Here is a 23170-nt window from a genome sequence, read left to right on the forward strand (position 1 = left end):
CCGGCGTGCATGTGTGCCCTTCCGGAAACCGTGGCCAGCGTCACTCTGCTCACATGTGAGACCCCCTGGACAGATGGGCACTCGCATCGGAGGATCATATGAGTGCGGTCGGCACCGGATGAGCGCCCAAAATCTCACCGTGAAGCATCCGGGCCGCAGCCCCCACGGGGCCCTCCAGACAAAGAACCCTCACTTAGGAGCAATCGTGGCGCGCGACATCGCGGCTCCCAGCGTCCCCACCACCCACCAGGGACTCATCTCCTGGGTCAACGAGATCGTCGAGCTGACCCAGCCGGACCACGTGGTCTGGTGCGACGGTTCCGAGGCCGAGTACCAGCGGCTGAGCGAGGAACTGGTCGACAAGGGCACGTTCCGCAAACTCGACCCGATCAAGCGCCCCAACTCCTACTACGCGGCATCCGACCCCAGCGACGTCGCCCGCGTCGAGGACCGCACCTTCATCTGCTCCGAGAAGGAGGAGGACGCCGGGCCCACCAACCACTGGAAGGCCCCCGGCGAGATGCGGGAGATCTTCACCGGTGAGAAGGGCGTCTTCCGCGGCTCCATGAAGGGCCGCACGATGTACGTCGTGCCCTTCTGCATGGGCCCCCTCGGCTCGCCGCTGTCCGCGATCGGTGTCGAGATCACCGACTCCGCGTACGTCGCCGTCTCCATGCGCACCATGACCCGCATGGGCCAGGACGTCCTGGACGAACTCGGCGACGACGGCTTCTTCGTCAAGGCGGTGCACTCCGTCGGCGCCCCCCTGGAGCCCGGTCAGAAGGACGTGCCCTGGCCCTGCAACCGGACCAAGTACATCTCGCACTTCCCCGAGGACCGCGAGATCTGGTCCTACGGCTCCGGCTACGGCGGCAACGCCCTGCTCGGCAAGAAGTGCTACGCCCTGCGCATCGCCTCCGTCATGGCCCGCGACGAGGGCTGGCTCGCCGAGCACATGCTGATCCTCAAGCTGACCCCGCCGCAGGGGGAGTCGAAGTACGTCGCCGCCGCCTTCCCGAGCGCCTGCGGCAAGACCAACCTCGCCATGCTGGAGCCCACGATCTCCGGCTGGACCGTCGAGACGATCGGCGACGACATCGCCTGGATGCGGTTCGGCGAGGACGGCCGCCTCTACGCGATCAACCCCGAGGCCGGCTTCTTCGGCGTCGCGCCCGGCACCGGCGAGCACACCAACGCCAACGCGATGAAGACCCTGTGGGGCAACTCCGTCTTCACCAACGTCGCCCTCACCGACGACGGCGACGTGTGGTGGGAGGGCATGACCGAGGAGACCCCGGCCCACCTGACCGACTGGAAGGGCAACGACTGGACGCCCGAGTCGGGTACCCCGGCCGCCCACCCCAACGCCCGCTTCACCACCCCCGCCGCCCAGTGCCCGATCATCGCGCCCGAGTGGGAGGACCCCAAGGGCGTGCCGATCTCCGCGATCCTCTTCGGCGGGCGCCGCGCCACCGCCGTACCCCTGGTCACCGAGTCCTTCGACTGGAACCACGGCGTCTTCCTCGGCGCCAACGTGGCCTCCGAGAAGACCGCCGCCGCCGAGGGCAAGGTCGGCGAGCTGCGCCGCGACCCCTTCGCCATGCTGCCGTTCTGCGGCTACAACATGGGCGACTACATGGGCCACTGGATCGACGTGGCGAAGGACAAGGACCAGTCCAAGCTCCCGAAGATCTACTACGTCAACTGGTTCCGCAAGAACGACGAGGGCAAGTTCGTCTGGCCCGGCTTCGGCGAGAACAGCCGCGTCCTGAAGTGGATCGTGGAGCGCCTGGCGGGCAAGGCGGACGGCGTCGAGACCCCGATCGGCGTCCTGCCGACCAGGAAGGCCCTCGACACGGACGGCCTCGAACTGGCCGACGCGGACCTGGACTTCCTGCTCAGCGTCGACAAGGAGGTGTGGCGCGAGGAGGCCGCCCTGGTCCCCGATCACCTCAACACCTTCGGCGACCACACGCCCACCGAGCTGTGGGACCAGTACAACGCCCTGGTGCAGCGCCTGGGCTGAACCGCCCGGCACACAGACTCCGCGGCCGGTTGGGATGGGATGCCCTGACCAGCGATCGTCACGACCGGCCGCGGGACAGACCGGCGAGGCTCCGCACAACGGCGTGCGGGGCCCTGGGCCTGTCGTCACCCTCCCGCCCGCCCCGGCGGGACAGGGCGACGACAGGCCTTCGCCCATGTCAGCCACGTCCACCACCGTGCCCGTACGAACGCGTCGACGGCCTCCGGGGCCTGGGCGGTGATCCCGGCGCCCACCCGGGATCGAGCAACGCGGTCAGCAGCTCGGTGAGCCGCCGGCCTTCACGCCGCCACGGCCAACTGCTCCCTCCGGCGGCTCAGGCTGCGTCGGTGTGGTGTGCGGTGAAGGTCACCCGGGTGTCGTTGTCGTCGAGGGCGATGTTCAGCGTCGCGTCCAGGGCCGTGGCCAGCTTGGCGAGGAGCGGCAGTGTCGGGACGGTGTCGGAGCCTTCGATCCGGGAGATCTTCGCCTGGCTGAGACCCGCGCGGTCGGCCAGCTCGGTCTGGGTGAGTCCGAGCTCGGCGCGCCGGTCGTACACGGCCTTCGCCAGGGCCATGGACAGCCGGATCTCGCGGCGGGCCTCGGCCACGTCCTCCGGCTCGGTGAGCCCCTCGGCGAGCTTTCGTTGACGCAGGGTCTTCCAGCGGCTGTGGCTCATGGCTCCACTTCTCCCTTCTCGATGGTGCGGATGAACTCGTCATGGGCGGGGCCGTGTTCGGCCTCGCACACCTTCTTCGCGAGTTTGGCGCGCCGGACCTCGGCGTCTTCCCGCATGCGCGTCTTGCGGAAAACGGTCAGCAGGGCCGCAGTGCGGTCCGGGGCGAGCCAGTACGTGAGACGTACAGCGGCACCGTCGAGCGTCGGGCGTAACTCGCGGACTCCGTCGCCGAGATGGCGGGCGTAGGGCTCGCCAAGAGCGTCGGCGTGGTCCGCGAGTAGCCCGACGTATTCGTCGATCTTGAGGAAGTGCTCGGCTGGCAGAGCTTCCAGCCAGTCCCGTACCTCGGGTTCGAGCTCGATGGTGAAAGCGCATCCACACCCACCACGTTATATGTCGTCAACGACATATAACGTGGTGCGTGCCGTTTCGGTCCTTGCTGCCCGTGGCCGGGGCAGCGCTCCTCGCCCTCTGGGGCCGCCCCCTCATCACCCGGACCGTCCTCGAGGGCAACCTCGGGCCCGGACAGTAAGCGGTGGAACCTTGGCCTCCATGCCAGGTCAAGCAGGCGCTCGCCGACATCTCCGCCTGGAAGCTCGGCCTGCACGGCGTCGACCCGGAGGCGAAGGCGGCCCTCACCGCCGCGGCTGACACCGGGGTCTGGAAGAACGGCGACAAGGCCGCGCTGAACACCGTCTCCGGCCACCGCGACGGCTTCGCCACGCTCTGTCCGGGCGTCGCGCTCTACTCGGCGCTGCCGGAGATCCGCCGCACGGCGGGCGCGTCGGAGTACACGGGCCGATCCAGCGGACGTGGGCTGACCCGCGTCCGCGAGCCGATCGCGCGGGGAAACGGCGACGGGGCGCTCCAGGCAGCCCGCCCGGAGCGCCCCGTCGGCCGTGTGCGTGGTGCGAGGCGCCCGGTCCGCGCCTCGCTGTGGGTGCACGCGGACCGGGGCCGTTGGCGGGAGCCCCGGGGGGCGGGGCTCAGCGGGACGCGAGTTCGCGTGACTCGAGGGCCGCGGTGTGCGCGTCCATCCGCTCGGCGGCCAGGATCGCGGCCACCGTGTCGGCGCGGGACGCGGCGACGACCAGGGCGCGGCCCGCGAGGGCGTGCGCCTGTCGGTGCAGGGCGGTGACGCAGGGCGCGCTCCCGCTCGTGGTCGCCGACGCACGGGCCGGCTCACGTCCTCCCCGCAGGCGGGTCACCTGCTCGGCGAGCCGCTCGGCCGCCGTGTCCAGATCGGCCGAGGGTGCCGCGGCGCGCAGCTCGTCGGTGACGGCGAGCAGTGCGTCGAGATGGCCCGCGAGCTGAGTGTCCAGCTCTTCCTCGCGAGAGCGGCGGGGGAAGTCGTGAGGAGTGCCGGCCATTGCGCGGTGGACCGACTTGGTGCGGATCGGTTCATACATGGATGGCCTCCAGAGTGCTATCAGGAAGCCATCCTAGCTTAGAATTCGTCTAAAGTTGATTGCTTGACAGGATCGGACGAAGTGAACACGTAGCGTCAGGGCTGGTGGTAGCCGTCCAGGAAGCGGGCGATCCGGCCCACCGCGTCCCGCAGGTCGTCGGCCGACGGCAGGGTCACCACCCGGAAGTGGTCGGGCTCGGACCAGTTGAAGCCCGTGCCGTGCACGACCATGATCTTCTCGCTGCGCAGCAGGTCGAGGACCATCTGCCGGTCGTCCTTGATCTTGAAGACATTGGGGTCGAGCCGGGGGAAGAGGTACAGCGCCCCCTTCGGCTTCACGCAGGTCACGCCCGGAATCTGGGTCAGCAGTTCGTACGCCGTGTCCCGCTGCTCGCGCAGCCGGCCGCCCGGCAGTACCAGGTCGTTGATCGTCTGGCGTCCGCTGAGCGCGGCGACCACGCCGTGCTGGCCCGGCATGTTCGCGCACAGGCGCATGTTCGCCAGGATCGTCAGGCCCTCGATGTAGGAGTCGGCGTGCGCGCGGGGCCCGGAGATCGCCATCCAGCCCACCCGGTATCCGGCCACCCGGTACGCCTTCGACATGCCGTTGAAGGTGAGGGTGAGCAGGTCGGGGGCGATCGATGCGGTGGGGGTGTGCGTGGCGTCGTCGTAGAGGATCTTGTCGTAGATCTCGTCCGAGCAGACCAGCAGGTTGTGCCGGCGGGCGATGTCGGTCAGGCCCTTGACCATCGCCTCGTCGTAGACCGCGCCGGTCGGGTTGTTCGGGTTGATGATGACGAGCGCCTTGGTGCGGTCGGTGACCTTGCGTTCGATGTCGGCGAGGTCCGGCATCCAGTCGGACTGCTCGTCGCAGCGGTAGTGCACCGCCGTACCGCCGGACAGGGCGACGGCCGCCGTCCACAGTGGATAGTCCGGCGACGGGACCAGTACCTCGTCCCCGTCGTCGAGCAGCGCCTGCATCGCCATCACGATCAGCTCGGAGACGCCGTTGCCGATGTAGACGTGCTCGACGTCGGTCTCGATGCCGAGGGTCTGGTTGTGCATCACGACCGCCCGGCGTGCGGCCAGCAGCCCCTTCGCGTCGCCGTAGCCGTGCGCCGACGACACGTTGCGGAGGACGTCCTCCAGGATCTCGGGCGGGCACTCGAACCCGAACGCGGCCGGATTGCCGGTGTTGAGCTTGAGGATGCGGTGCCCGGCCGCCTCCAGCCGCATCGCCTCCTCGAGCACCGGGCCCCGGATCTCGTAACAGACGTTGGCGAGCTTGGTCGACTGGATCACCTGCATGGGGGGAGCTTACGGCCCGGTAACGCCGTGTGCGGTGTGTTATCCGCTACGTGAGACGTGTCGGTTCGGGTGATATGTCGGACGGTCCGCCCCGGGGGCGCCCCGGGCGCCGTCGTCGAGGTCGCCGTCGCGGCTGCCGTGGGAGCCGCCTTCACCACCTTCGCGCCGGGCCTCCCCGTCGCGGGCGCCTCTCCTGCCGCCTGCGCGGGGAGGGTGGTCCGGGCGGCGGGACCTTCCGGCCGGAAGGCCGGAAACGGCGTCTTGCCCCCGGGCTGCGGCGTATTGACAATGCGCATGTCAATCAATCCTGTGGGCGGCCGCAGGAATCCCGCCGCCTTTCGCAGGATCCGTCGCTGGAGGGGACCCCCTATGAGAAAGCCTCTCGTCGTCGCGCTCTGTGCCCTGGCCCTGGCCGGGGCGGGCGTGACCCCCGCGGTCGCCGCCGCGCCCGCCCCCACGGGCGCGGACACGGCCACGGGTACCGGCGCGGGTTCGGGTTCGACCGCGGTGCTCGACCTCGTCGACGGCGTCGCCGGCGCCGCGGCGGACACTCTGTCCGGTCTCACCGGGCCAAAGGCCGCCGCGGTGAACTTCGCGGGCACCGTCTCGCTGAGCAACTGCTCGGGCTCCGTCGTCCGCCTGCCCCGGTCGGCGAGCAGCGACCCCGCGCTGGTGCTCACCAACGGCCACTGCCTGGAGAGCGGCTTCCCCGCGGCCGGCGAGGTCCTCGTCGACCGGGCGTCCAGCCGTACCTTCGGACTGCTCAACTCCGCCGGCACCCGGGTCGCCACCCTGCGCGCCAACCGGCTCGTCTACCTCTGATCTTGGCCAGTGCTCCGCCCTTCAGGGCGGGGGTGAAGGCCGTCCTTGGCCCGGAGGCGCGGAGCGCCGGAGTGCTCTTCGTCTCCGGGGTGACGGTCAGCCGGGACGCTGCCGGCTTTCGATGTACTGCTTGACGACGGTCAGGGGTGCCCCGCCGCATGATCCTGCGAAGGAGGAGCCGGACCAGAAGTGTCCGCCCCACAGGTACCGGCGGACCTGCGTGCTGTCCTCTCCCCCAGCCCTCGGCCGGGAGGTGCCCCCAGGCGGAGCCTGCGGGAGCTGACGCCCTCGAGGGAGTCGACCGGCCTGGAGAGCTGGACAGTGGGAGGGTGGTGCACCAGCAGGTGGACGTGGTCCCGTTCGCCGTTGAACTGTTTCAGCCCGGCCTCGAAGCCGGCACAGACCTCCCGCATGACCGCCTCGGCGCGGCATGGTGTCGGTGAACGCATTCCGCCGGTACTTCGTAACAAAAACCAAGTGAACATGCAGGTGGTGAACAACATGGCGGCCGGTTCCGACATCGGGATTCGGGTGCCGGCGCGGTGACACCAACCATGGCTATTCTCGCGATCGTGAGTCGAGACACCCTGGTCAAGCGGCAGTTCGGGCATCGTGCCCGGCTTGCACTGCCCCCTGCCGGGGTTCGCGCGGTGGATGATCAGGCGCACGCGGCCCGCACCCTGTGGAACCTGCTGCACGCCTGGTGGCAGATGATGCCGAAGCAGAAGCGGACACTCCACCACGCGGACGCCGCGATCCGCCAGGCCCGTATGGATATCGACTTCCTGGCCGTCCTGCCCGCGCAGGCCGCGCAGGCGGTACTCAAGGCGTATTTCCGGGCGTGGAAGAACTGCTGGGAGCACCGGGCCGACGCCCCGAACTTCAAGGGCCGCATCCGCACGGTGATGTCCGTGGACATCCCGCAGGGCCGGGATCTGCACATCGTCCGGGTGCACCGCCGCTGGGGGCAGGTCAACCTTCCCAAGGTGGGCCGGGTCCGCTTCCGCTGGACCAAGGACCTGCCGGTGGGCAAACACGCAGGCCCGGAGAACCGGATCACCGGGGCCCGGCTGGTCAAGGACGTGCTCGGCTGGCACATCGCCTTCCGCGTCCAGACCCTTCGGGCCGGGCCCGAGCCCCACCAGGGGCCGGACATCGGCATCGACGTCGGTATCACCGTGCCGATCGCCTGCTCGGACGGCACAACCTACGAGCACGGCGCATGGCTGACACCGAAGGAGAAGACCAGGCTCCTGCATCTGGAGCAGCGCGCCGCGCGGCGCAAGCGGCACCGCAGGCCCGGCGAGCGCACCAGCGGCCGGCTGCACCGCACCTATGACCGGATCGCAGGACTGCGCGCGAAAGCCAAGCGCCGGGCCCTGGACTGGCAGCACCGCACGACCACCGCCATCGCCCGCACCTACGCCACCGTCGTGGTCGAAGCCCTCACCATCCCGAACATGGTCAGATCCGCCAGGGGAACCATCGAGGAGCCGGGGAAGAACGTCGCCCGGAAGTCCGGGCTGAACCGCTCCATCAGCGGTGAGGCCTGGGGTCGCACGGTCACCCTGCTGACCTACAAGGCCGCCCGGTACGGCGGCACCCTGCACAAGGTCCCCGCCCCTGGTACCTCCAGGCGCTGCTCGGCGTGCGGCTTCACCACGCCCGGCAGCCGGGAGTCCCAGGCCGTGTTCGTGTGCAGGAAACCGGACTGCGGCTGGTCGGGCAACGCCGACCACAACGCGGCCCGCAACGTCCTGCACCTGTACCGGACGGGCCTCGCGCCCCTCCCGGCTGCCGGGAGGGCAGTCGTCAGGCGCGCCAAGCGCGTCAAGCCCGCCACCGCAAGGTAGGCAGGAATCTCCTCCCTGAGTTCGCGAAGGGAGGAGAGCACTTCAAGCGACCATGACCGACACCGACGCGGCGGTCTACCGGCTCAGCACCACCTACGCGCAGATCAAGAGCACGTACGGCATCGACCCGCTCACCCTCGACAGCGCCCGCCCGGCCGCCGGCACCGCCATCAGCGTGGTCTCCGGGTACTGGAAGCGGATCTACACCTGCTCCGTCGACGGATTCGCCTACCGGTTGAAGGAGGGGGACTGGACCTGGAAGGACTCGGTCCGCTACACCTCCGCCTGCGACACCATCGGCGGTACCTCCGGCTCACCGGTCGTCGACGTCGCCACCGGCAAGGTGGTGGCCGTCAACAACACCGGCAACGAGGACGGCGCGCGCTGTACGGTCAACAACCCGTGCGAGGTCGACGCGAACGGCGTCGTCACGGTCCGCCGGGGCATCAACTACGCCCAGCAGACCTACCCGTTCACCGCCTGCTTCGGCACGGGCAGCAGGCTCGACCTCGGCGCGGGCGGCTGCACCCTGCCCAAGCCGTAGGCGCGGGGCCGGCCGGATCGGACATGGAACAGGCCGGACGGGTGGTCAGCGGGGCGACCTGCGGACCGCCCGCCCCGCCAGTACGCCGGTGCGCCGCCCGTCCTCGATCACGAACCGCCCGTCGACCAGCACGTACGGGATGCCCGTCGGCGGTGTCCGGGGCTGCTCGAAGGTGGAACCGGCGGCCACCGTCCGAGGATCGAAGAGCACCAGGTCCGCCTTGTAGCCCTCGCGGACCAGCCCGCGGTCCGCGAGCCGCAGCCGGGCGGCCGGCCGGGACGTCAGATGCGCGACGCACTCCTCCAGCGAGAGTACGCCCAACTCCCGTACGTACCGCCCGAGATACTGCGGGAAGGTGCCGTACGCGCGCGGGTGCGGCTTGGCGCCCTGGAGGATGCCGTCCGAGCCGCCGGTGTGCACCCGGTGCCGCATGATCTCCCGCACGTTCTCCTCGTGGCCGACGTGCTGGAGGATCGACGGGACCAGCCTGTCCTTGAGCAGCAGCTCGCGGGCGAGGGCCCACGGGCTCTCGCCGCGCAGCGCGGCCGACTCCTGGACCGTGCGGCCCACGTACTCGCCCAGCGCGGGGTCGCCCACCCCGGAGATCTCGATGGTGTCCCACTCGATGGGCACGCCGTGACAGCCGTCCGAGCCGGTGACCTCCAGATGATGCCGGATCCGCTCGGCCGTCGCGTCGTCCGCGAGCCGCCTGAGGATCTCCTCCGGACCGCCCTCGCTCGCCCAGCTCGGCAGCACGGCGACCAGCGTGGTGCAGCCCGGCGTGTACGGGTACGTGTCGAGGCTGATGTCGGCGCCGGCGGCGAGCGCGTCGTCCAGCAGCGCCAGCAGCTCGGGCGCCCTGCCCTTGTTCACTCCGAAGTTCATCGTCGCGTGCGCCAGGTGCAGCGGGCAGTCCGCCTCCCGGGCGAGCGTCACCATCTCCTCGTACGCCTGGAGCGCGCCCGCGCCGTAGGAGCGGTGGTGCGGGCAGTAGTAGCCGCCGTACCGGGCCACCACCCGGCACAGTTCGGTCAGTTCGGCGTCCTTGGCGTACATGCCGGGCGTGTACGTCAGCCCCGACGACATGCCGACCGCGCCCTGCTCCATGCCCTCGGCGACCAGGTGGCGCATCCGGTCCAGCTCGGCGGGGGTGGCCTCCCGGTCCTCCCAGCCGACGGCGAGCGCGCGGACCGTGCCCTGCGGGATCAGGTACGCGGCGTTGACCGCGATGCCCCGGTCGAGCCGGTCCAGGTACTCGCCCACCGACCGCCAGTCGAAGTCGATGTCGTCCCCGCCGCCGTTCCACCCGGCGATCGCGCGGCGGACCTCGCCGAGCGTGCGGTCGTCGACCGGCGCGTACGACAGGCCGTCCTGGCCCAGCACTTCGAGGGTGACGCCCTGTGCGGCCTTGGCGCTGTGGTCGGGGTCGCGCAGCAGCGCCAGATCGCTGTGGGCGTGCATGTCGATGAAGCCGGGGGAGAGGACCAGCCCCTCGGCGTCCAGTTCGCGGCGGGCCTTCGGACGCTGACAGCCCGCTGCCGCAGCCTCCTTCACGATCGAGACGATACGGCCGCCGTCGACGACCACGTCCGCGCGGTACGCGCTGTCGCCGGAGCCGTCCACGACGTCGGCGTCCCGGATGACGAGCTCTTCCATGCCACGGCCCCCTAGAAGAACGTACGGATGTAGTCGACCACCGTGCCGTCCGCCTCCGCCACGGGAATGAGTACCCATTTGTCGAAGGAGGTGCACGGGTGGGAGAGCCCGAGGCCCAGCCAGTCGCCGACCTCCAGATCGGCCTCCGGGGCGGTACGCAGCCAGGCGTGCTGGTCGGAGAGGGAGACGACCGAGATCCCGGTCGCCGGGCGCTCCGTGCCGCCTCGGCGGACCACCTGGGCGAACGGCAGGTCGAGGTCGTAGGCCGCGTCCCGCTTGCCCGCGTTGGCGAAGGCCTGCTCGGCGGACGGCCGGGACACGATCTGCGTCCACAGCCGGAACGCCGGTTCCAGCGCACCTTCCTCCGGTACCCGGTTGAACGGGGTCAACTCGCGGTAGTGCCCGTCGTCGTGCGAGACGTACGCCCCCGAGCGCAGCAACTTCAGTACGGGCAGGGAGAGTTCGGGAATCTCCGCGAAGACGTCGGCCACCGCGTCGAACCAGGCGCTGCCGCCCGCGCTCACCACGATCTCGTCGAGGCCCGCGAACCGCCCGGCCTTGTCGAAGTCCACCGCCAGGGCCACCAGGCGCCGCAGCCACGCCCGCACCCGCTCCGGGTCGGCGTCCGGCACCTCGCCCTCGTACCCGGCGACCCCGGCCAGCCGCAGACCGCGCGCACCCGCCACCGCGTCGGCGACGGCGGCGCACTCCGCCTCCGTCCGCACCCCGGTCCGCGCGCCCTCGCCCCCGGCCAGCTCGACCACGACGTCCACCGGGCGGGCGGACCCGGCGAGGACCGCGTCCATCAGCTCGACACCGCGCACGGAGTCGACGTAGCAGACGAAGCGGAAGTCCGGGTCGGCGTCCAGGTCGGCGGAGATCCGGCGCAGGGCCGCCGGGTCCACCAGCTCGTTGGCGAGGAAGACCCGCCGCACGCCGAACGCCCGCGCCACCCGTACCTGATGCGGCACCGCGAGCGTGATGCCCCAGGCGCCGTGCTCGATCTGGCGCCGGAAGAGCTGCGGGGCCATGGACGTCTTGCCGTGCGGGGCGAAGGCGAGGCCGTGCCGGGCCGCGTACGTCTCCATCAGCTTCAGGTTGTGCTCCAGGCGCTCGGCGGACAGCGCGAGCACCGGGGTGGTGAAGCCGCCGGTGAACAGATTCCGGCGCTGGGCGGCCAGCTCGCCGACGGTCAGCCCGTCGGCGTCCGGCGGGAGGCCCTTGAAACGGTGGTCGACGCGTTCCTCCGTGAGCTGCGTGTAGGCGTCGGAGCCGGGGCCGAGGACCATCAAAGCCTCCCTGATCTGGTGTGTTGCGTTCCCTGCAACACCCATTGCGTATGTCGCTTACCGCTGTCTAACATCTCGGCCACACGGGGTCAATGGAACCGGGTTCCGGCGGCCGGCGAGGACAATGCGGGCAGACACCGACGATCCGCCCCCGCCCGGCCCCGCGCCACCCGTCCCGCCCCCGCCCCGCACCACCGACACCGCCCGACCCCGCCGCATCGAGGAGCCACTCCACCGTGACCGCCACCGGACCCCGCCCCGCCCCCGACGTCGTGGAGACCGTCGATGTCGTCGCGCTGGGCGAGTCCATGGTGACGTTCCTGCCCTCCCGGCCGGGCCCCCTCGCCGACGTGCCCTCCTTCGAGCGCGCCATCGGCGGCGCGGAGTCCAACACCGCCTGCGTCCTCGCGGCGGCCGGCCACTCGGCGCGCTGGATCAGCGCGGTCGGCCGGGACGGCTTCGGCGACCACCTCCTGCGGGCGATCGGGGACTACGGCGTCGACGTGTCGTCCGTCCGGCGCGACCCGCACCGCCCCACCGGCATCTACTTCCGCACCGCCGGCGACCGCGCCACCGACGCCCACGAGGTCGCCTACTACCGGGCGGGCTCCGCGGCCTCCGCGATGACCACCCGCACCGTCGACCTGGCCGCCGCCCGCGCCGCCCGGGTCCTGCACCTGTCCGGCATCACCGCCGCCCTCTCCGCCGGCTGCCTGGACCTCCTACGGGAGCTGACCACTCGTCGCCCCGGCCGTCCGCTCGTCTCCTTCGACGTCAACCACCGGCCCGGACTGTGGCGCGACAGCGACGCCCACGGCCCCGAGGTGCTGCTGGAACTGGCCCGCGGCGCCGACCTCGTCCTCGTCGGCGACGACGAGGCGCGCGAGGCCTGGGGCCTGCGCGACGCCGCCGCCGTACGCGAGGCGCTGCCCGAGCCGGAGATCCTGGTCGTCAAGCACGGCAGCCGCGGCGCCACGGCCTACGGCCCGCACGGCGCTCGGACGTTCGCCCCCTCCCTCGGTGTGGACGTCGTCGCCGCCGTCGGAGCCGGGGACGCCTTCGCCGCCGGGTTCCTCTCCGCCACCCTGCGCGCCCTGCCCGTACGGGACCGGCTCCGGCACGGCCACCTCATGGCCGCCGCCGCCCTCACCGTCCCCGGCGACCTCGCCGCACCTCCCGCCCGCGACCTGGCCGACCGGCTGGCCGCCCTGGACGACACGGCGTGGGGGAGACTGCGTCTCGGCCCCGGTTGGACCGAGACCGCCACCGCGGGCGCGCACACGGACGCGGGCGCGGACCGGGCCGAGGAGGAGGTACGTACCCCATGAGCCAGACCGTCGACCGCGCACTGAGCATCCTGCCGCTGCTCGCCGAAGGGCCCGCCGACCTCGGGCAGGTCGCCGACCGCCTCGGCGTGCACAAGTCCACGGCCCTGCGGCTGCTGCGCACCCTGCACGAGCACGGACTCGTCTACCGCCAGTCCGACCAGCACTACCGGCTCGGCGCCCGCCTCTTCGCCCTCGCCCAGGAGGCGATGGAGAACCTCGACGTCCGCGAGATCGCCCACGCCCACCTCGTCCGTCTCAACGAGCAGTGCGGCCACACCGTGCACCTCGCCGTGCACGAGGAGAACGAGGTCCTCTACATCGACAAGGTGGAGAGCCGCTACCCGGTCCGCATGTACTCGCGGATCGGCAAGCCCGTCGCCATCACCGTCGCCGCCGTGGCCAAGCTGCTCCTCGCCGACCTGCCCGAACACGAGCGCCGCGCCCTCGCGGAGAAGCTCGACTACCCCCTGTACACGTCCCGTTCGACGCCGGGCCCGGCCGCGTTCCTGCGCGAGCTGGAGAAGGTGCGCGAACAGGGCTGGGCCACCGACCTCGGCGGCCACGAGGAGTCCATCAACTGCGTCGCCGCGCCGATCCGCGGCGCCGACGGCCGGGTGGTCGCCGCGATGTCGGTCTCCGCGCCGAACGTCGTCGTCACCGCCGACGAACTCCTCACCCTGCTCCCGCTGGTCCGCCGCACCGCGGACGCGATCAGCGGCGAGTACTCCGGCAGAACTCCGGCAGAACTCCAGTGAAGGACCACCCCGCATGACCGAGAAAACCGAGAAAGTCGCCCTCACCCCGAGCACGCACACCACCCCGCCCGCGAAGTTCTCCCACGGCGTGCGCAAGGGCAACATCCTCCAGGTCGCCGGCCAGGTCGGGTTCCTCCCCGCCGAGGAGGGCAGGCCGCCCACGCCCGCCGGCCCCACCCTGCGCGAGCAGACCCTCCAGACCCTCGCCAACGTCAAGGCGATCCTCGAAGAGGGCGGCGCGACCTGGGACGACGTGATGATGATCCGCGTCTACCTCACCGACGTGGGCCACTTCGCCGAGATGAACGACCTCTACAACACCTACTTCGAGGAGCAGGGCCTCACCCAGCCGCCCGCCGCGCGCACGACCGTCTACGTCGGCCTGCCCGCGGGGCTCCTCATCGAGATCGACGCACTGGCCGTACTGGGCTGACGCGCACTCACCCCTCACCCTTTCCGGTCACCACCCCGCACCCCGCACCCCGTATGCCACGGCACGGCGTCCGCCATCCCTGTGACGCCGTGCCGCGATTCCCCATGCCCGAAAGCTTCATGTGCTCAAGCAGAGGACCCCCGAATGTCCCAACCGTCCCTTTCGCTCGCCGCCGGCGCCGCGGCCGAGACACCCCCGCACACCGGCGGGTTGCTCCTGCTGATCGACGGCACCGCCGGTCTGCTGACCGTCGCCGCCATCGGTATCGCGCTGCTTCTCTTCCTGATCATCAAGGTCCGGCTCCAGCCGTTCGTCGCCCTGCTCGGCGTCTCCATAGCCGTCGGCCTGCTGGCCGGCCTGTCGGTCACCGAACTCTTCGGCACGGTCCAGCGCTCGGACGCGGTGTCCACCATCGAGTCCGGCATGGGCGGCATCCTCGGCCATGTCGCGATCATCATCGGCCTCGGCACCATGCTCGGCGCGATCCTCGAGGTCAGCGGCGGCGCCGCGGTCCTGGCATCGCGGCTGCTCGGCCTGTTCGGCGAGAAGCGGGCCCCGCTCGCCATGGGCCTCACCGGCCTGATCTTCGGTGTCCCGGTCTTCTTCGACGTCGGCATCTTCGTCCTCGCGCCGATCGTGTACGCCGCCGCCAAGCGCTCCGGCAAGTCGATCCTGCTCTACTGCCTGCCCCTGCTCGCGGGCCTGTCCGTCACCCACGCCTTCCTGCCCCCGCACCCCGGCCCGGTGGCCGCCGCCGGACTGCTCGACGTCGACCTCGGCTGGGTCATCCTCATGGGTGTCGTCACCGGCCTCCCGGCCGTCGTCGCCGCCTGGGTCTACTCCGCCTGGATCGGCAAGCGGATCTTCGTCGCCGTACCGCAGGACATGGTCGAGGCCGCCGAGGAGTCCCGCCAGGCCGTCCTCGACGAGCAGCGCGATGGGGGTGCCCCCTGCTCGAGCGAAGCCGAGAGCTTGGGGGACGGCGTCGCGCCGCGCGAGACGCCCGTGCCGCTCGGCACCGTCCTCGGCATCATCGGTACGCCGCTCATCCTGATCCTCGCCTCGACGTTCTCCTCGATCGCCCTGGACGAGTCCACGCTGCGCTCGGTCGTGGAGTTCTTCGGCCACCCGTTCGTCGCGCTCACCCTCGCCCTGTTCATGGCGTACTACCTGCTCGGCATCCGGCGCGGCTGGTCCCGCAAGTCCCTGGAGACCGTCTCGACGTCCTCGCTGAAGCCGGTCGGCAACATCCTGCTGGTCGTCGGCGCCGGCGGTGTCTTCGGCGCGGTCCTCAAGGGGAGCGGTGTCGCCCAGGCGCTGTCCGACACGTTCAACGACGTCGGCCTGCCGGTGATCGTCCTGTCGTACCTGATCTCCGTGGTGCTCAGGGTCGCGCAGGGCTCGGCGACGGTGGCGATCGTCACGACGGCGGGCATCGTCGCCCCGCTGCTGTCCGAGGGGGACCACTCGCAGGCGTTCGTGGCCCTGGTCATCATGGCCATCTCGGCAGGCTCCATCTTCGCCTCGCACGTCAACGACGGCGGCTTCTGGATGGTCGCCAAGTACTTCGGCATCAGCGAGCGGGACACGCTGAAGACATGGACGGTGCTGGAGAGCGTCCTGTCGGTGGCGGGCTTCGTGGTCGCGGCGGTACTCAGCTTGTTCGTCTAATGCCTGATGCCTGATGCCTGACGCCCCGTTCGTCCGGCTCCGCGCGTGCGTCCAACCCTGTGTGATCATCCTCCGATTCGTACGAACGGTGGGGCGCATGTAGGCGTCTGATAACGAAGTGAGGGGCTGACTGTGCTCCACACAGGATCGTCGACCATACTCATCCGGTGTGGAGCAGCGCATAGGTTCGAGCAGCCAGCCCCAGCCCCTGGAAGGCGCCGGATTCGACCCGGCCTTCATCCCCGGGCTCACCGCACCCGTGTCCGGCACGTCCGACCGCAAGGCGGACGTGAAGGACGCGCAGGGCGAGGAGGAACCCGAGGACGCGAAGCCCGCCTCGGAGCCGGAGGACGCGGCGCCCGAGACGGACCCGGTCACGGAACCGGGGGCGACGACCTCGCTGGAGAAGCCCGGGACCTCCGAGACCTCGGAAGCTTCTGCGTCCTCCGAGTCCTCCGAGTCCTCCGAGTCCTCCGAGGAGGAGCCCGTCCCCGACGGCCCCGTCTTCGAGGCGTCCGACCGCCGCGCCGAGGTCGTCGCCGATCACAGCGGCGTACGGCTCCGCCTGGACGACCAGGCGTGCGAGTTCCGCTGGGACGAGATCGGCGCGGTGGAGACGGAGACCGCCCGCTTCGGCAAGCGGTACACGGTCACCGTCCACACCACGGAACGCCGTTGGTACCCGCTGGAGATCGAGGCCACGTCCCGCAGCCATTTCGCCACGTGGGACACGGAACTGGACGCGGTCCTGGACGCCTACTTCGACGACGGGGCAGCCGAACCCGAGACGCCCGAGGCGGACTCGTCCGAGGCGGACACGCCCGACACCGACTCGTCCGACACGGACGCCAAGGCCGGGAAGCCCGAGCCGGACGCCGACGTGGGCCCGTCCGAGGACACGGGCGAGTCCAAGCCGGACGCCGACGTGGGCCCGTCCGACGACACGGACAAGCCCAAGCCGGACGCCGACCTCGTGGGCTAGGCACCACGACGGCTCCTCGCGCCGGGCGGCGCCGCTAGCCGCAGTACTGCGCCGCCTTGCCGATGGAGCGGTACATGCAGTCCGCGTTCTCCAGGAGCTGCAGGACGGCATCCCGGTTCCGGGACGTCTCCCGCTCGATGACCTCGTCGGGCGGGTAGAAACCGCCGCTCGACGAGGACCGCGGATACATCTCGTAGGTGTAACCGAAGATCTTGTGGGTGCCCCACAGGTAGTCGTCGATCGACCCGTCCGTGATGTACAGATCGCTGGACTGCTCGGCCGTGTAGCCGTTGCTCGCCGCCATCTTCTGACCGACCGTCCGGAAGGCGGCCTGGTCGTCGGCCGTCATCCCGGTCGTGGTGTCGGAGTAGGTGTAGCCGAAGGGCCACAGCACCAGCTCGCTGTACGTGTGGAAGTCGACGCCCGCCTTGATCTGCTGCACGCCCCCCACGACCCGGCTGCGCACGAAGTCGGCGACGACCTTCACCTCGGGTGCGGATTCGGGAGCCGAACCCCGGTAGGTCTCGGAGGACGTGGAGCCGGAGGAGCCGTTGCAGCAGCCCCAGCGGTAGTCCCAGTTGCGGTTCAGGTCGGTTCCGACGTTCGACGAACCGGAGTTGGGCTGCCGGTTCTTGCGCCATGAACGGTAGGAGCCGGTGGCGATGTCGTACTCGCCGCCGTCCGGGTTGAGGTCCGGGACGATCCAGATCTCCCGGCCGTTGACCATGTTGGTGATCCGCGAGTCGCTGCCGTATCCCGCGCCGAGTTCGCGCAGCAGATACAGCGCCATCTCCACGGTCAGGTGCTCGCGCGCGTGCTGGTGGTGGGTGAACAGGACCTCGGGCTCGTTCTCGTCCGTCGTCACGTTGTCGCTGATCTTGATGGCGACGATGTCCCGGCCCTGGTAGGACCGGCCGATCACCCGCTTGCTCATGATGTTCGGGTACGCCGACAGCCGCTGGTCGATCTCCGCGTTCATCTCGGCGTAGTTGTGGTAGCGGGAGTCGGCCGAGGGGAAGTCGAACAGACGCAGATCGCCGGCGTCGGACGAACGGTCCGGAGCCGCGCCCAACGGCGTGATTGCATAGCCCTGCTGACGCAGGGTGCGGATCTGCTCCGCGCGGCCGGAGACGACCACCGTCTCCTCGTCGGCCTCGTCCACGGTGACCCCGGCCCGCTGAATCGCCGTACGGGTCACGGGAGTCGTGTGCTGATGGATCTCGTACTGGCGGATGTCGTCGGCCGACGGCGCCGCCCGTTTCGCGCTGTCGGCGCCGGCCTCCGTGGCCGTCATCGACACGGGCGCGGCGAGGGTGAGGGCGAGGAGCGCGGCGAGCACGGCGGAGCGTCTGCCGCGTGTGCGAAGTCGCATGAAGTCTCCTTGTGGGAGGTGGGGTTGTCCATGGCGACGTGCCTGGTGCGGTGTGCGGTGCCGCAATCCTGCGCGTGTGACATGATCAGGTCAATACCGTCGTGTCGGCCGACCACTCGACCAGGTGCATCCGGTGAAGATCCCCGCACGCCCCCTTGTCCCGTCGGCGCCCATCCGCTTTCTTGACCTTCATGGCGGACACCATGGGAAACACCCAGGACACCGGAGCACCACCCCACGGCCCCGGCCCCCAGCCCCGCAAGTCCAGTTGGCGCTACATCGGCCCCGGCATCGTTGTCGCCGCATCCGGTCCGCGACGCGGCGCCCCCGTACCGCCGGCGCTGTCGCCGAGGTGATGCGAACGCGTGTGTCTGTGGTCGCTGGTGGGGGTGGTGGCTGTGGGATCGGGGTGTGTCTGTGCGGCTGTCGTACGTATGGTCCTTCGGAGGGCCCGGGGTGGCGGAGTGTCCCGGCGGGGCCGTGAGGGGGCGAGGTGGCGCAGGTGAGGGCGGATGCGGGGGTCGGGCATGCCCGGTACACCTACCGGTTGCGCGTGTCGTGCGCTGCCCGTACCGTCCTGGCGGCGGAGTGGGACCGGTGCCGCTGGGTGTGGAACGAATGCGTCGCCAAGTCCAGGGCCGTGCACCTGCACAACAAGTCCACCGGGCAGAAGGCCACATGCGGCCCGGCTCGGCTCGACAGGATGCTGACCGAGGCCCGCGCCCGTACGCCGTGGCTGCGTGGGGGCTCGTCGGTTCCCCAGCAGCAGGTCATCCGCGACTTCGGTCGCTCCCGCGCCAAGGCGCACAAGAACATCAAGGAGCGCCTGCCCATGGCGCGCCGGGCCGGGATGCCGAAGTGGAAGACCAAACGCGAGGCACTGGCGACCCTCAACTACACGAAGCGCGGGTTCCGGTTGAAGGACGGCCGGCTGCACCTGGCGGGCGGCGTCGTCCTGGCGGTGGTCTGGTCGCGGGAGCTGCCGGCCGAGCCGTCCTCGGTACGCCTGTACCAGGACGGCCTCGGGCATTGGTACTGCTCGTTCGTCGTCCCCGCCCAGGTCCAGCCCCTGCCGGAGACCGGTCACGTCCTCGGCGTCGACTGGGGTGTGAAGGAGACCGCGACCACCACGTCCGACGCGCACGACCTGCCACACGCCGAGCACGGCAGGAAGGCCCGAACGAAGCTGGCCCGGTACGACCGGATGATGGCCCGCCGCAAGCCGAAGAAGGGCGAGCCCGCATCGAAGGGCTACCGCGAGGCGGGGAAACTGCGGGCGAAGGCCCACAAGAAGGTCGCGAGCCAGCGTGCGGACACCGGGCGCAAGTGGGCCAAGAAAGTTGTCCGCGACCACGACATCATCGCGGTCGAGAACTTCCGCCCGAAGTTCCTGGCCAAGACCACCATGGCCCGCAAAGCAGCCGACGCCGCCATCGGCGCCACCAAGGCCGCCCTGCTCGAGATGGGCCGCAAGCACGGGCGGGACATGCGTCTCGTACATCCCGCGCACACCACGATGGACTGCGCGCACTGCGATGCGAGAGCCAAGCACGCACTGCCGCTGGGTGAACGCACCTACACCTGCGCCGCCTGCGGAACCGTGTCCCCGCGGGACAAGAACTCCGCACGCGTGATGCTGATCCGGGCTGGTCTGGCCCCGGCTGGTGCCGAGGGCGGAAGACCTCCCGGAGCGCTGCTCCGGGAGGCGGCCTGAGCCAGGAATCCCCTTCCCTTCAGGGAGGGGAGGATTCAAGTCGCTGATCGGCGTGTGGCACGGGTGAGCCTGATGTTCGCCGACTTCGTGACGCGCGGCCGGAAGAAGGCGAAGGCGTCGACGGGCGAGGCCATCGCGTCGGGCCGCCCGGAGAAGTCCTGGCCGTTCCGCGCCTACCTGCTGTGGCTGACCTTCCCGCCCATGATCCTCCTGTTCGAAGGCCAGCCCTTCCGCCTCATCATCATCTACGGCGTCCTGGGCGCCGCCTTCATGCCCTTCCTTGCCCTGACCCTGCTCTGGCTCCTCAACTCCGCCCGCACACCGCGCGAATGGCACAACGGGGCCCTCAGCAACAGCATGCTCGTCATCGCGGGCCTCCTCTTCCTGGTCCTGTGCGTCAAGCAGGTCTGGGACCATCCCTGGTCGGAGTTCTTCTAGCGGTCAGGCCAGGCCAGGTCGTCCCACCGGGAGCTGAGGGTGATCTTCCGGAGTTCCTTCATGCTCAGCGCGGGGGCGTCGCGCGTGGCGTCCTCGTGCTGAGCGCCGGTGTTGAAGGCGCTGATCACCACACGCATGCCGTCGGCCCGCAGGGTGTCGACGGTCCACATGACGACACCGACGGCGCCCTTCTCTCCCGGCCCCTGCTGGGTAGCGACCCGGGTTCCGTCGTCCAGCATCTCGGCGGAACCGTAGAGCCGGTCCGCGTCATCCAGGCTGCGGTGCTGGACGTTGAGCTGGACGAAGCTCTTCCCCTCGCCGTCGTCGACGACGAGATAGGCGTACTCCTCCGGCAGATCCGGGAACACGGCGGTCGAGCGCTCGGTACTGCTGCGCCGCCGCCGGTGGGTGAGGAACGCGCGGGTGAGCACGGTCTGCGCGTACCCGGCGGGGTTGTCCACGCGGGAAACCCGCCCCCAGTGCACGTACACCCGCCCGAGTGTCTCCTGGACGAGGTCCTCGGCGAGGTGCGTGTCCCCGGCGGTGAGCAGACACGCGGACCGGTACAGATGCCCGGCCCGCGCCACCGCGAAGTCCCCGTACCCGCCCTCGCGGCCGTCCTTCCCCATGATCGCATCCCCCTCGGCTCACCCCACGGTTCTCACCTCATTGATGCGCCGGGCCCGGGGGAATGTTTCACCCCCACGTCACACCAGGCCTCCGTTGGCCCGCAGGATCTGGCCGTTCACCCAGTGGCCCTCCGGGCCGGTGAGGAAGGCGACCACCTCGGCGATGTCCTCCGGGGTGCCGAGCCGCTCCAGCGCGGGGGCCTTGGCGAGCGGGGCGATCTGCTCGGGGGTCTTGCCTTCGAGGAACAGGTCGGTGGCCGTGGGTCCGGGGGCGACCGTGTTCACGGTGACGTCCCGCCCGCGCAGCTCGCGGGCGAGGATCAGTGTGATCGCCTCGACGGCGCCCTTGCTCGCCGTGTACGCGCCGTAGGCGGGGAGCTGCGTGCCGACCACGGAGGTCGAGAAACCCACGAACGAGCCGCCCGCACGCAGCCGCCGCGCGGCCTGCTGGGCGACCACGAAGGTGCCGCGGATGTTCGTGCGGTGCACGGCGTCGAGCACCGCCAGGTCGAGGTCGGCGATGGGGGAGAGCGCGAGCCGGCCGGCGGCGTTCACGACGACGTCCACACCGCCGAACTCGCCCTCCGCCCGATCGAACAGCGCGGCGACCGCATGCTCGTCCGCCACGTCCGCCCGTACGGAGATCGCCTGCCCGCCGACCGCGGTGATCGTCTTCACCGTCTCCTCGGCGGCAGCCGTGTCGCCGGCGTAGTCCACCACGACGGCCAGACCGTCCCGGGCGAGCTTCAGGGAGACCGCCCGGCCGATGCCGCGCGATCCACCGGTCACGACGGCGACGCGAGCGGCCGACGGTGCGAGGGCTTCAGGGTTCGTAGTCATGTCTTCCACGATGCGCACAGACGACCGGTGGAACCAGGGGACGACACTCCCTGTGTCGCTGACCCGGCCGACCCCACCGGCACCGGCTTCACAGCAGGTGGTCGGCCTTCCCCGCCTTGATGTCGAGGATCATGCGCCGCAGGGCGTCACGGCTGTCGGTGAGGTAGTCGTCCTCGGAGCCGGCTATGGCGATGTAGCCGTTGCCGTCCTGGTCGGTACCGAGGCGGAAGCAGGCCGATCCCTCGGCGCAGAACGGTTCTTCCCAGACGATGTCGAGCATGGTGATGTCTCCTTAAAGCCGGCTGGCGATGTCCTGGATGAAGCCGTGGGAATCCGCGGGCGACAGGGCGTGCTGCTCCATCCAGTCGAGCTGAGCCCGGTACTTGGACAACTGTGCTTCGTGGTAGATGAATTCCGGGCCGTGGGTGCTGTCGATCTGTACGGTGTCGAGGCGCCGTACCGGCCCTTCCATGTAGACGACGGTCTGACCTGCGCCAGGAAAGGCTCCGGCTGCGAATGGAATGACCTGCAACGACACGTGAGGCAAGTCGGACATGGTGAGCAGGTGCTCCAACTGCCCACGTGCCACTTTCGGTCCGCCGAACTGCATGCGCAGAGCCGCTTCGTGGAGTATCCCGACGTATGCGGTGGGGTTGTCGCCTTCCAGTACTCGCTGACGTTCCAGGCGGTGTGCCAGCCGTAGCGCGACCTCATGTTCTGGCAGCGGAGGCAGCGCGGCCTTGAACACGGCTTGTGCGTGAGCAGTCGACTGGAGCAGTCCGGGCATGTGGATCAGGTGCACACTGCGTAGGCGTACCGCGTGGTGCTCCAACTCGGCGATGTCGAGCAGCCCGGCCGGGAGGCTGCCCCGGTACTTGTCCCACCAGCCCTGTCCTGCAGACCGTGCCATCTCGACAAGGGCGTCAACGTAGGCATCGTCGTCGCAGTCACAGTTGCAGGCCAGCGTGCGCAGCCGCTCGGGGCTGATGGCGCGAGTACCGGACTCGATGTTGGAGATCTTGCCCCGGTCCACACCGAGTAGTCCGGCGGCGAACTCGCCGGTCATACCGGCAGCCGTACGCATCCTCCGGACCTCTGCACCCAGCCTCTTCTGACGTTCGGTCGGCGACGTCCTCGCGCCCATGCTGCCCCTTCTCTGGCTCGCGCCACTCTATGGGGTGCCTTTGTTGCCAAATGTAGGGGCAACATAACCCCGTCATGCTTACATCGAGTAGCGCACAAGCTACCTGGCGCAGTCGGCAGTGCGTCGCGCAAGCCTGCCCGCGTGATGGAGCCACCGACTGCCGCCGGCCGTCATCGACCACTGACCACTGACCACTGACCACTGACCACTGACCACTGACCACTGACCGCCGACCGCCGACCGCTGCCCATGGCAGGGCGCTGCCGTACCTCACCGAAGGAG

The 23170-nt window shown here is 70.2% G+C and carries 20 protein-coding genes and 4 pseudogenes; 12 read left to right on the forward strand and 12 right to left on the reverse strand.

The genetic code is table 11. From position 1 onward, the window contains the following. The first annotated feature begins 205 nt into the window (after window positions 1-205). On the forward strand, window positions 206-2026 hold the full coding sequence (locus tag ACFP2V_RS01480) for a phosphoenolpyruvate carboxykinase (GTP) (protein ID WP_381204442.1): 1821 nt from the start codon (window positions 206-208) through the stop codon (window positions 2024-2026). A gap of 334 nt (window positions 2027-2360) precedes the next feature. Here ACFP2V_RS01480 and ACFP2V_RS01485 read toward each other — a convergent pair whose 3' ends face one another. The 4 genes from ACFP2V_RS01485 to ACFP2V_RS01500 all read right to left on the reverse strand — a co-directional run bounded on the left by ACFP2V_RS01485 (window position 2361) and on the right by ACFP2V_RS01500 (window position 5418). Next, on the reverse strand, window positions 2361-2702 hold the full coding sequence (locus ACFP2V_RS01485) for a helix-turn-helix domain-containing protein (RefSeq protein ID WP_381204443.1): 342 nt from the start codon (window positions 2700-2702) through the stop codon (window positions 2361-2363). After that, complete coding sequence (locus ACFP2V_RS01490) at window positions 2699-3064, reverse strand: type II toxin-antitoxin system RelE/ParE family toxin (protein WP_381204557.1); 366 nt, start codon at window positions 3062-3064, stop codon at window positions 2699-2701. Before ACFP2V_RS01490 ends, ACFP2V_RS01485 begins: the two co-directional genes overlap by 4 nt. A 624-nt stretch (window positions 3065-3688) precedes the next feature. After that, window positions 3689-4111, reverse strand: a complete 423-nt coding sequence (locus ACFP2V_RS01495; protein ID WP_381204444.1) for an SCO4983 family protein — start codon at window positions 4109-4111, stop codon at window positions 3689-3691. Between the two features lie 95 nt (window positions 4112-4206). Next, window positions 4207-5418 carry a pyridoxal phosphate-dependent aminotransferase gene (locus tag ACFP2V_RS01500; protein WP_381204445.1) on the reverse strand — a complete coding sequence of 404 codons (1212 nt, stop codon included), beginning with the start codon at window positions 5416-5418 and terminating at the stop codon, window positions 4207-4209. 369 nt (window positions 5419-5787) lie between these two features. Here ACFP2V_RS01500 and ACFP2V_RS01505 point away from each other — a divergent pair. After that, a pseudogene (locus ACFP2V_RS01505) lies at window positions 5788-6234 on the forward strand (serine protease); the annotation flags it as partial. Window positions 6235-6336: 102 nt separating this feature from the next. On the opposite strand, the pseudogene tnpA reads toward ACFP2V_RS01505, so the two are convergent. Continuing rightward, a pseudogene (gene tnpA, locus ACFP2V_RS01510) lies at window positions 6337-6789 on the reverse strand (IS200/IS605 family transposase). 23 nt (window positions 6790-6812) lie between these two features. Here tnpA and ACFP2V_RS01515 point away from each other — a divergent pair. Together ACFP2V_RS01515 and ACFP2V_RS01520 are read left to right on the forward strand one after the other, a co-directional pair. Further along, window positions 6813-8093, forward strand: a complete 1281-nt coding sequence (locus ACFP2V_RS01515; protein WP_381204446.1) for an RNA-guided endonuclease InsQ/TnpB family protein — start codon at window positions 6813-6815, stop codon at window positions 8091-8093. Between the two features lie 46 nt (window positions 8094-8139). Next, a pseudogene (locus ACFP2V_RS01520) lies at window positions 8140-8637 on the forward strand (S1 family peptidase); the annotation flags it as partial. A 45-nt stretch (window positions 8638-8682) separates the two neighbouring features. Here ACFP2V_RS01520 and ACFP2V_RS01525 read toward each other — a convergent pair. Both ACFP2V_RS01525 and ACFP2V_RS01530 read right to left on the reverse strand, forming a co-directional pair. Further along, on the reverse strand, window positions 8683-10293 hold the full coding sequence (locus tag ACFP2V_RS01525; protein WP_381204447.1) for an N-acyl-D-amino-acid deacylase family protein: 1611 nt from the start codon (window positions 10291-10293) through the stop codon (window positions 8683-8685). A gap of 11 nt (window positions 10294-10304) precedes the next feature. Beyond that, window positions 10305-11582, reverse strand: coding sequence for an amino acid deaminase (locus tag ACFP2V_RS01530; protein WP_381204448.1), 1278 nt, complete (start codon window positions 11580-11582; stop codon window positions 10305-10307). A 236-nt stretch (window positions 11583-11818) separates the two neighbouring features. Between ACFP2V_RS01530 and ACFP2V_RS01535 the strand changes: the two genes are divergently transcribed. The 5 genes from ACFP2V_RS01535 to ACFP2V_RS01555 all read left to right on the forward strand — a co-directional run bounded on the left by ACFP2V_RS01535 (window position 11819) and on the right by ACFP2V_RS01555 (window position 16751). Then, window positions 11819-12910, forward strand: a complete 1092-nt coding sequence (locus tag ACFP2V_RS01535) for a sugar kinase (protein ID WP_381204449.1) — start codon at window positions 11819-11821, stop codon at window positions 12908-12910. Beyond that, window positions 12907-13665, forward strand: a complete 759-nt coding sequence (locus ACFP2V_RS01540; RefSeq protein WP_381204450.1) for an IclR family transcriptional regulator — start codon at window positions 12907-12909, stop codon at window positions 13663-13665. The genes ACFP2V_RS01535 and ACFP2V_RS01540 overlap by 4 nt, the downstream gene beginning before the upstream one ends. 13 nt (window positions 13666-13678) lie before the next feature. Then, a complete protein-coding gene (locus ACFP2V_RS01545) occupies window positions 13679-14098 on the forward strand; it encodes a RidA family protein (protein ID WP_381204451.1) in 420 nt (139 codons plus the stop codon). A gap of 144 nt (window positions 14099-14242) precedes the next feature. Next, window positions 14243-15769 carry a GntP family permease gene (locus tag ACFP2V_RS01550; RefSeq protein WP_381204452.1) on the forward strand — a complete coding sequence of 509 codons (1527 nt, stop codon included), beginning with the start codon at window positions 14243-14245 and terminating at the stop codon, window positions 15767-15769. A 169-nt stretch (window positions 15770-15938) separates the two neighbouring features. After that, on the forward strand, window positions 15939-16751 hold the full coding sequence (locus ACFP2V_RS01555) for a hypothetical protein (RefSeq protein WP_381204453.1): 813 nt from the start codon (window positions 15939-15941) through the stop codon (window positions 16749-16751). A gap of 34 nt (window positions 16752-16785) precedes the next feature. Here the strand turns inward: ACFP2V_RS01555 and ACFP2V_RS01560 are convergent, their stop codons facing one another. Further along, the gene (locus ACFP2V_RS01560) at window positions 16786-18123 is read right to left on the reverse strand and encodes a M14 family metallopeptidase (RefSeq protein ID WP_381204454.1); all 1338 of its coding nucleotides are present in this window, start codon (window positions 18121-18123) and stop codon (window positions 16786-16788) included. A 191-nt stretch (window positions 18124-18314) separates the two neighbouring features. On the opposite strand from ACFP2V_RS01560, the gene ACFP2V_RS01565 reads away from it, so the two are divergent. The 3 genes and pseudogenes from ACFP2V_RS01565 to ACFP2V_RS01575 all read left to right on the forward strand — a co-directional run. Continuing rightward, window positions 18315-18479, forward strand: coding sequence for a hypothetical protein (locus tag ACFP2V_RS01565; protein WP_381204568.1), 165 nt, complete (start codon window positions 18315-18317; stop codon window positions 18477-18479). Between the two features lie 137 nt (window positions 18480-18616). Further along, window positions 18617-19837, forward strand: coding sequence for an RNA-guided endonuclease InsQ/TnpB family protein (locus ACFP2V_RS01570; RefSeq protein ID WP_381204455.1), 1221 nt, complete (start codon window positions 18617-18619; stop codon window positions 19835-19837). Between the two features lie 34 nt (window positions 19838-19871). Further along, window positions 19872-20275 (forward strand): annotated as a pseudogene (locus tag ACFP2V_RS01575) (Nramp family divalent metal transporter); the annotation flags it as partial. On the opposite strand, the gene ACFP2V_RS01580 reads toward ACFP2V_RS01575, so the two are convergent. The 4 genes from ACFP2V_RS01580 to ACFP2V_RS01595 form a co-directional block, all read right to left on the reverse strand. After that, entirely contained in the window at window positions 20272-20904 is a 633-nt protein-coding gene (locus ACFP2V_RS01580) for a sigma factor (RefSeq protein ID WP_381204456.1), read from the reverse strand. The pseudogene ACFP2V_RS01575 and the gene ACFP2V_RS01580 sit on opposite strands and share 4 nt — an antisense overlap. 78 nt (window positions 20905-20982) lie before the next feature. Then, window positions 20983-21744, reverse strand: coding sequence for an SDR family oxidoreductase (locus ACFP2V_RS01585; protein ID WP_381204457.1), 762 nt, complete (start codon window positions 21742-21744; stop codon window positions 20983-20985). 88 nt (window positions 21745-21832) lie between these two features. Next, entirely contained in the window at window positions 21833-22024 is a 192-nt protein-coding gene (locus ACFP2V_RS01590) for a hypothetical protein (RefSeq protein ID WP_055592396.1), read from the reverse strand. A gap of 12 nt (window positions 22025-22036) precedes the next feature. Then, window positions 22037-22888: a helix-turn-helix domain-containing protein gene (locus ACFP2V_RS01595; protein WP_381204458.1), complete on the reverse strand. Its 852-nt coding sequence runs from the start codon at window positions 22886-22888 to the stop codon at window positions 22037-22039. Between the last annotated feature and the right edge of the window lie 282 nt (window positions 22889-23170).

The sequence above is a fragment of the Streptomyces incanus genome (assembly GCF_042656345.1).
Lineage (GTDB): Bacteria > Actinomycetota > Actinomycetes > Streptomycetales > Streptomycetaceae > Streptomyces > Streptomyces incanus.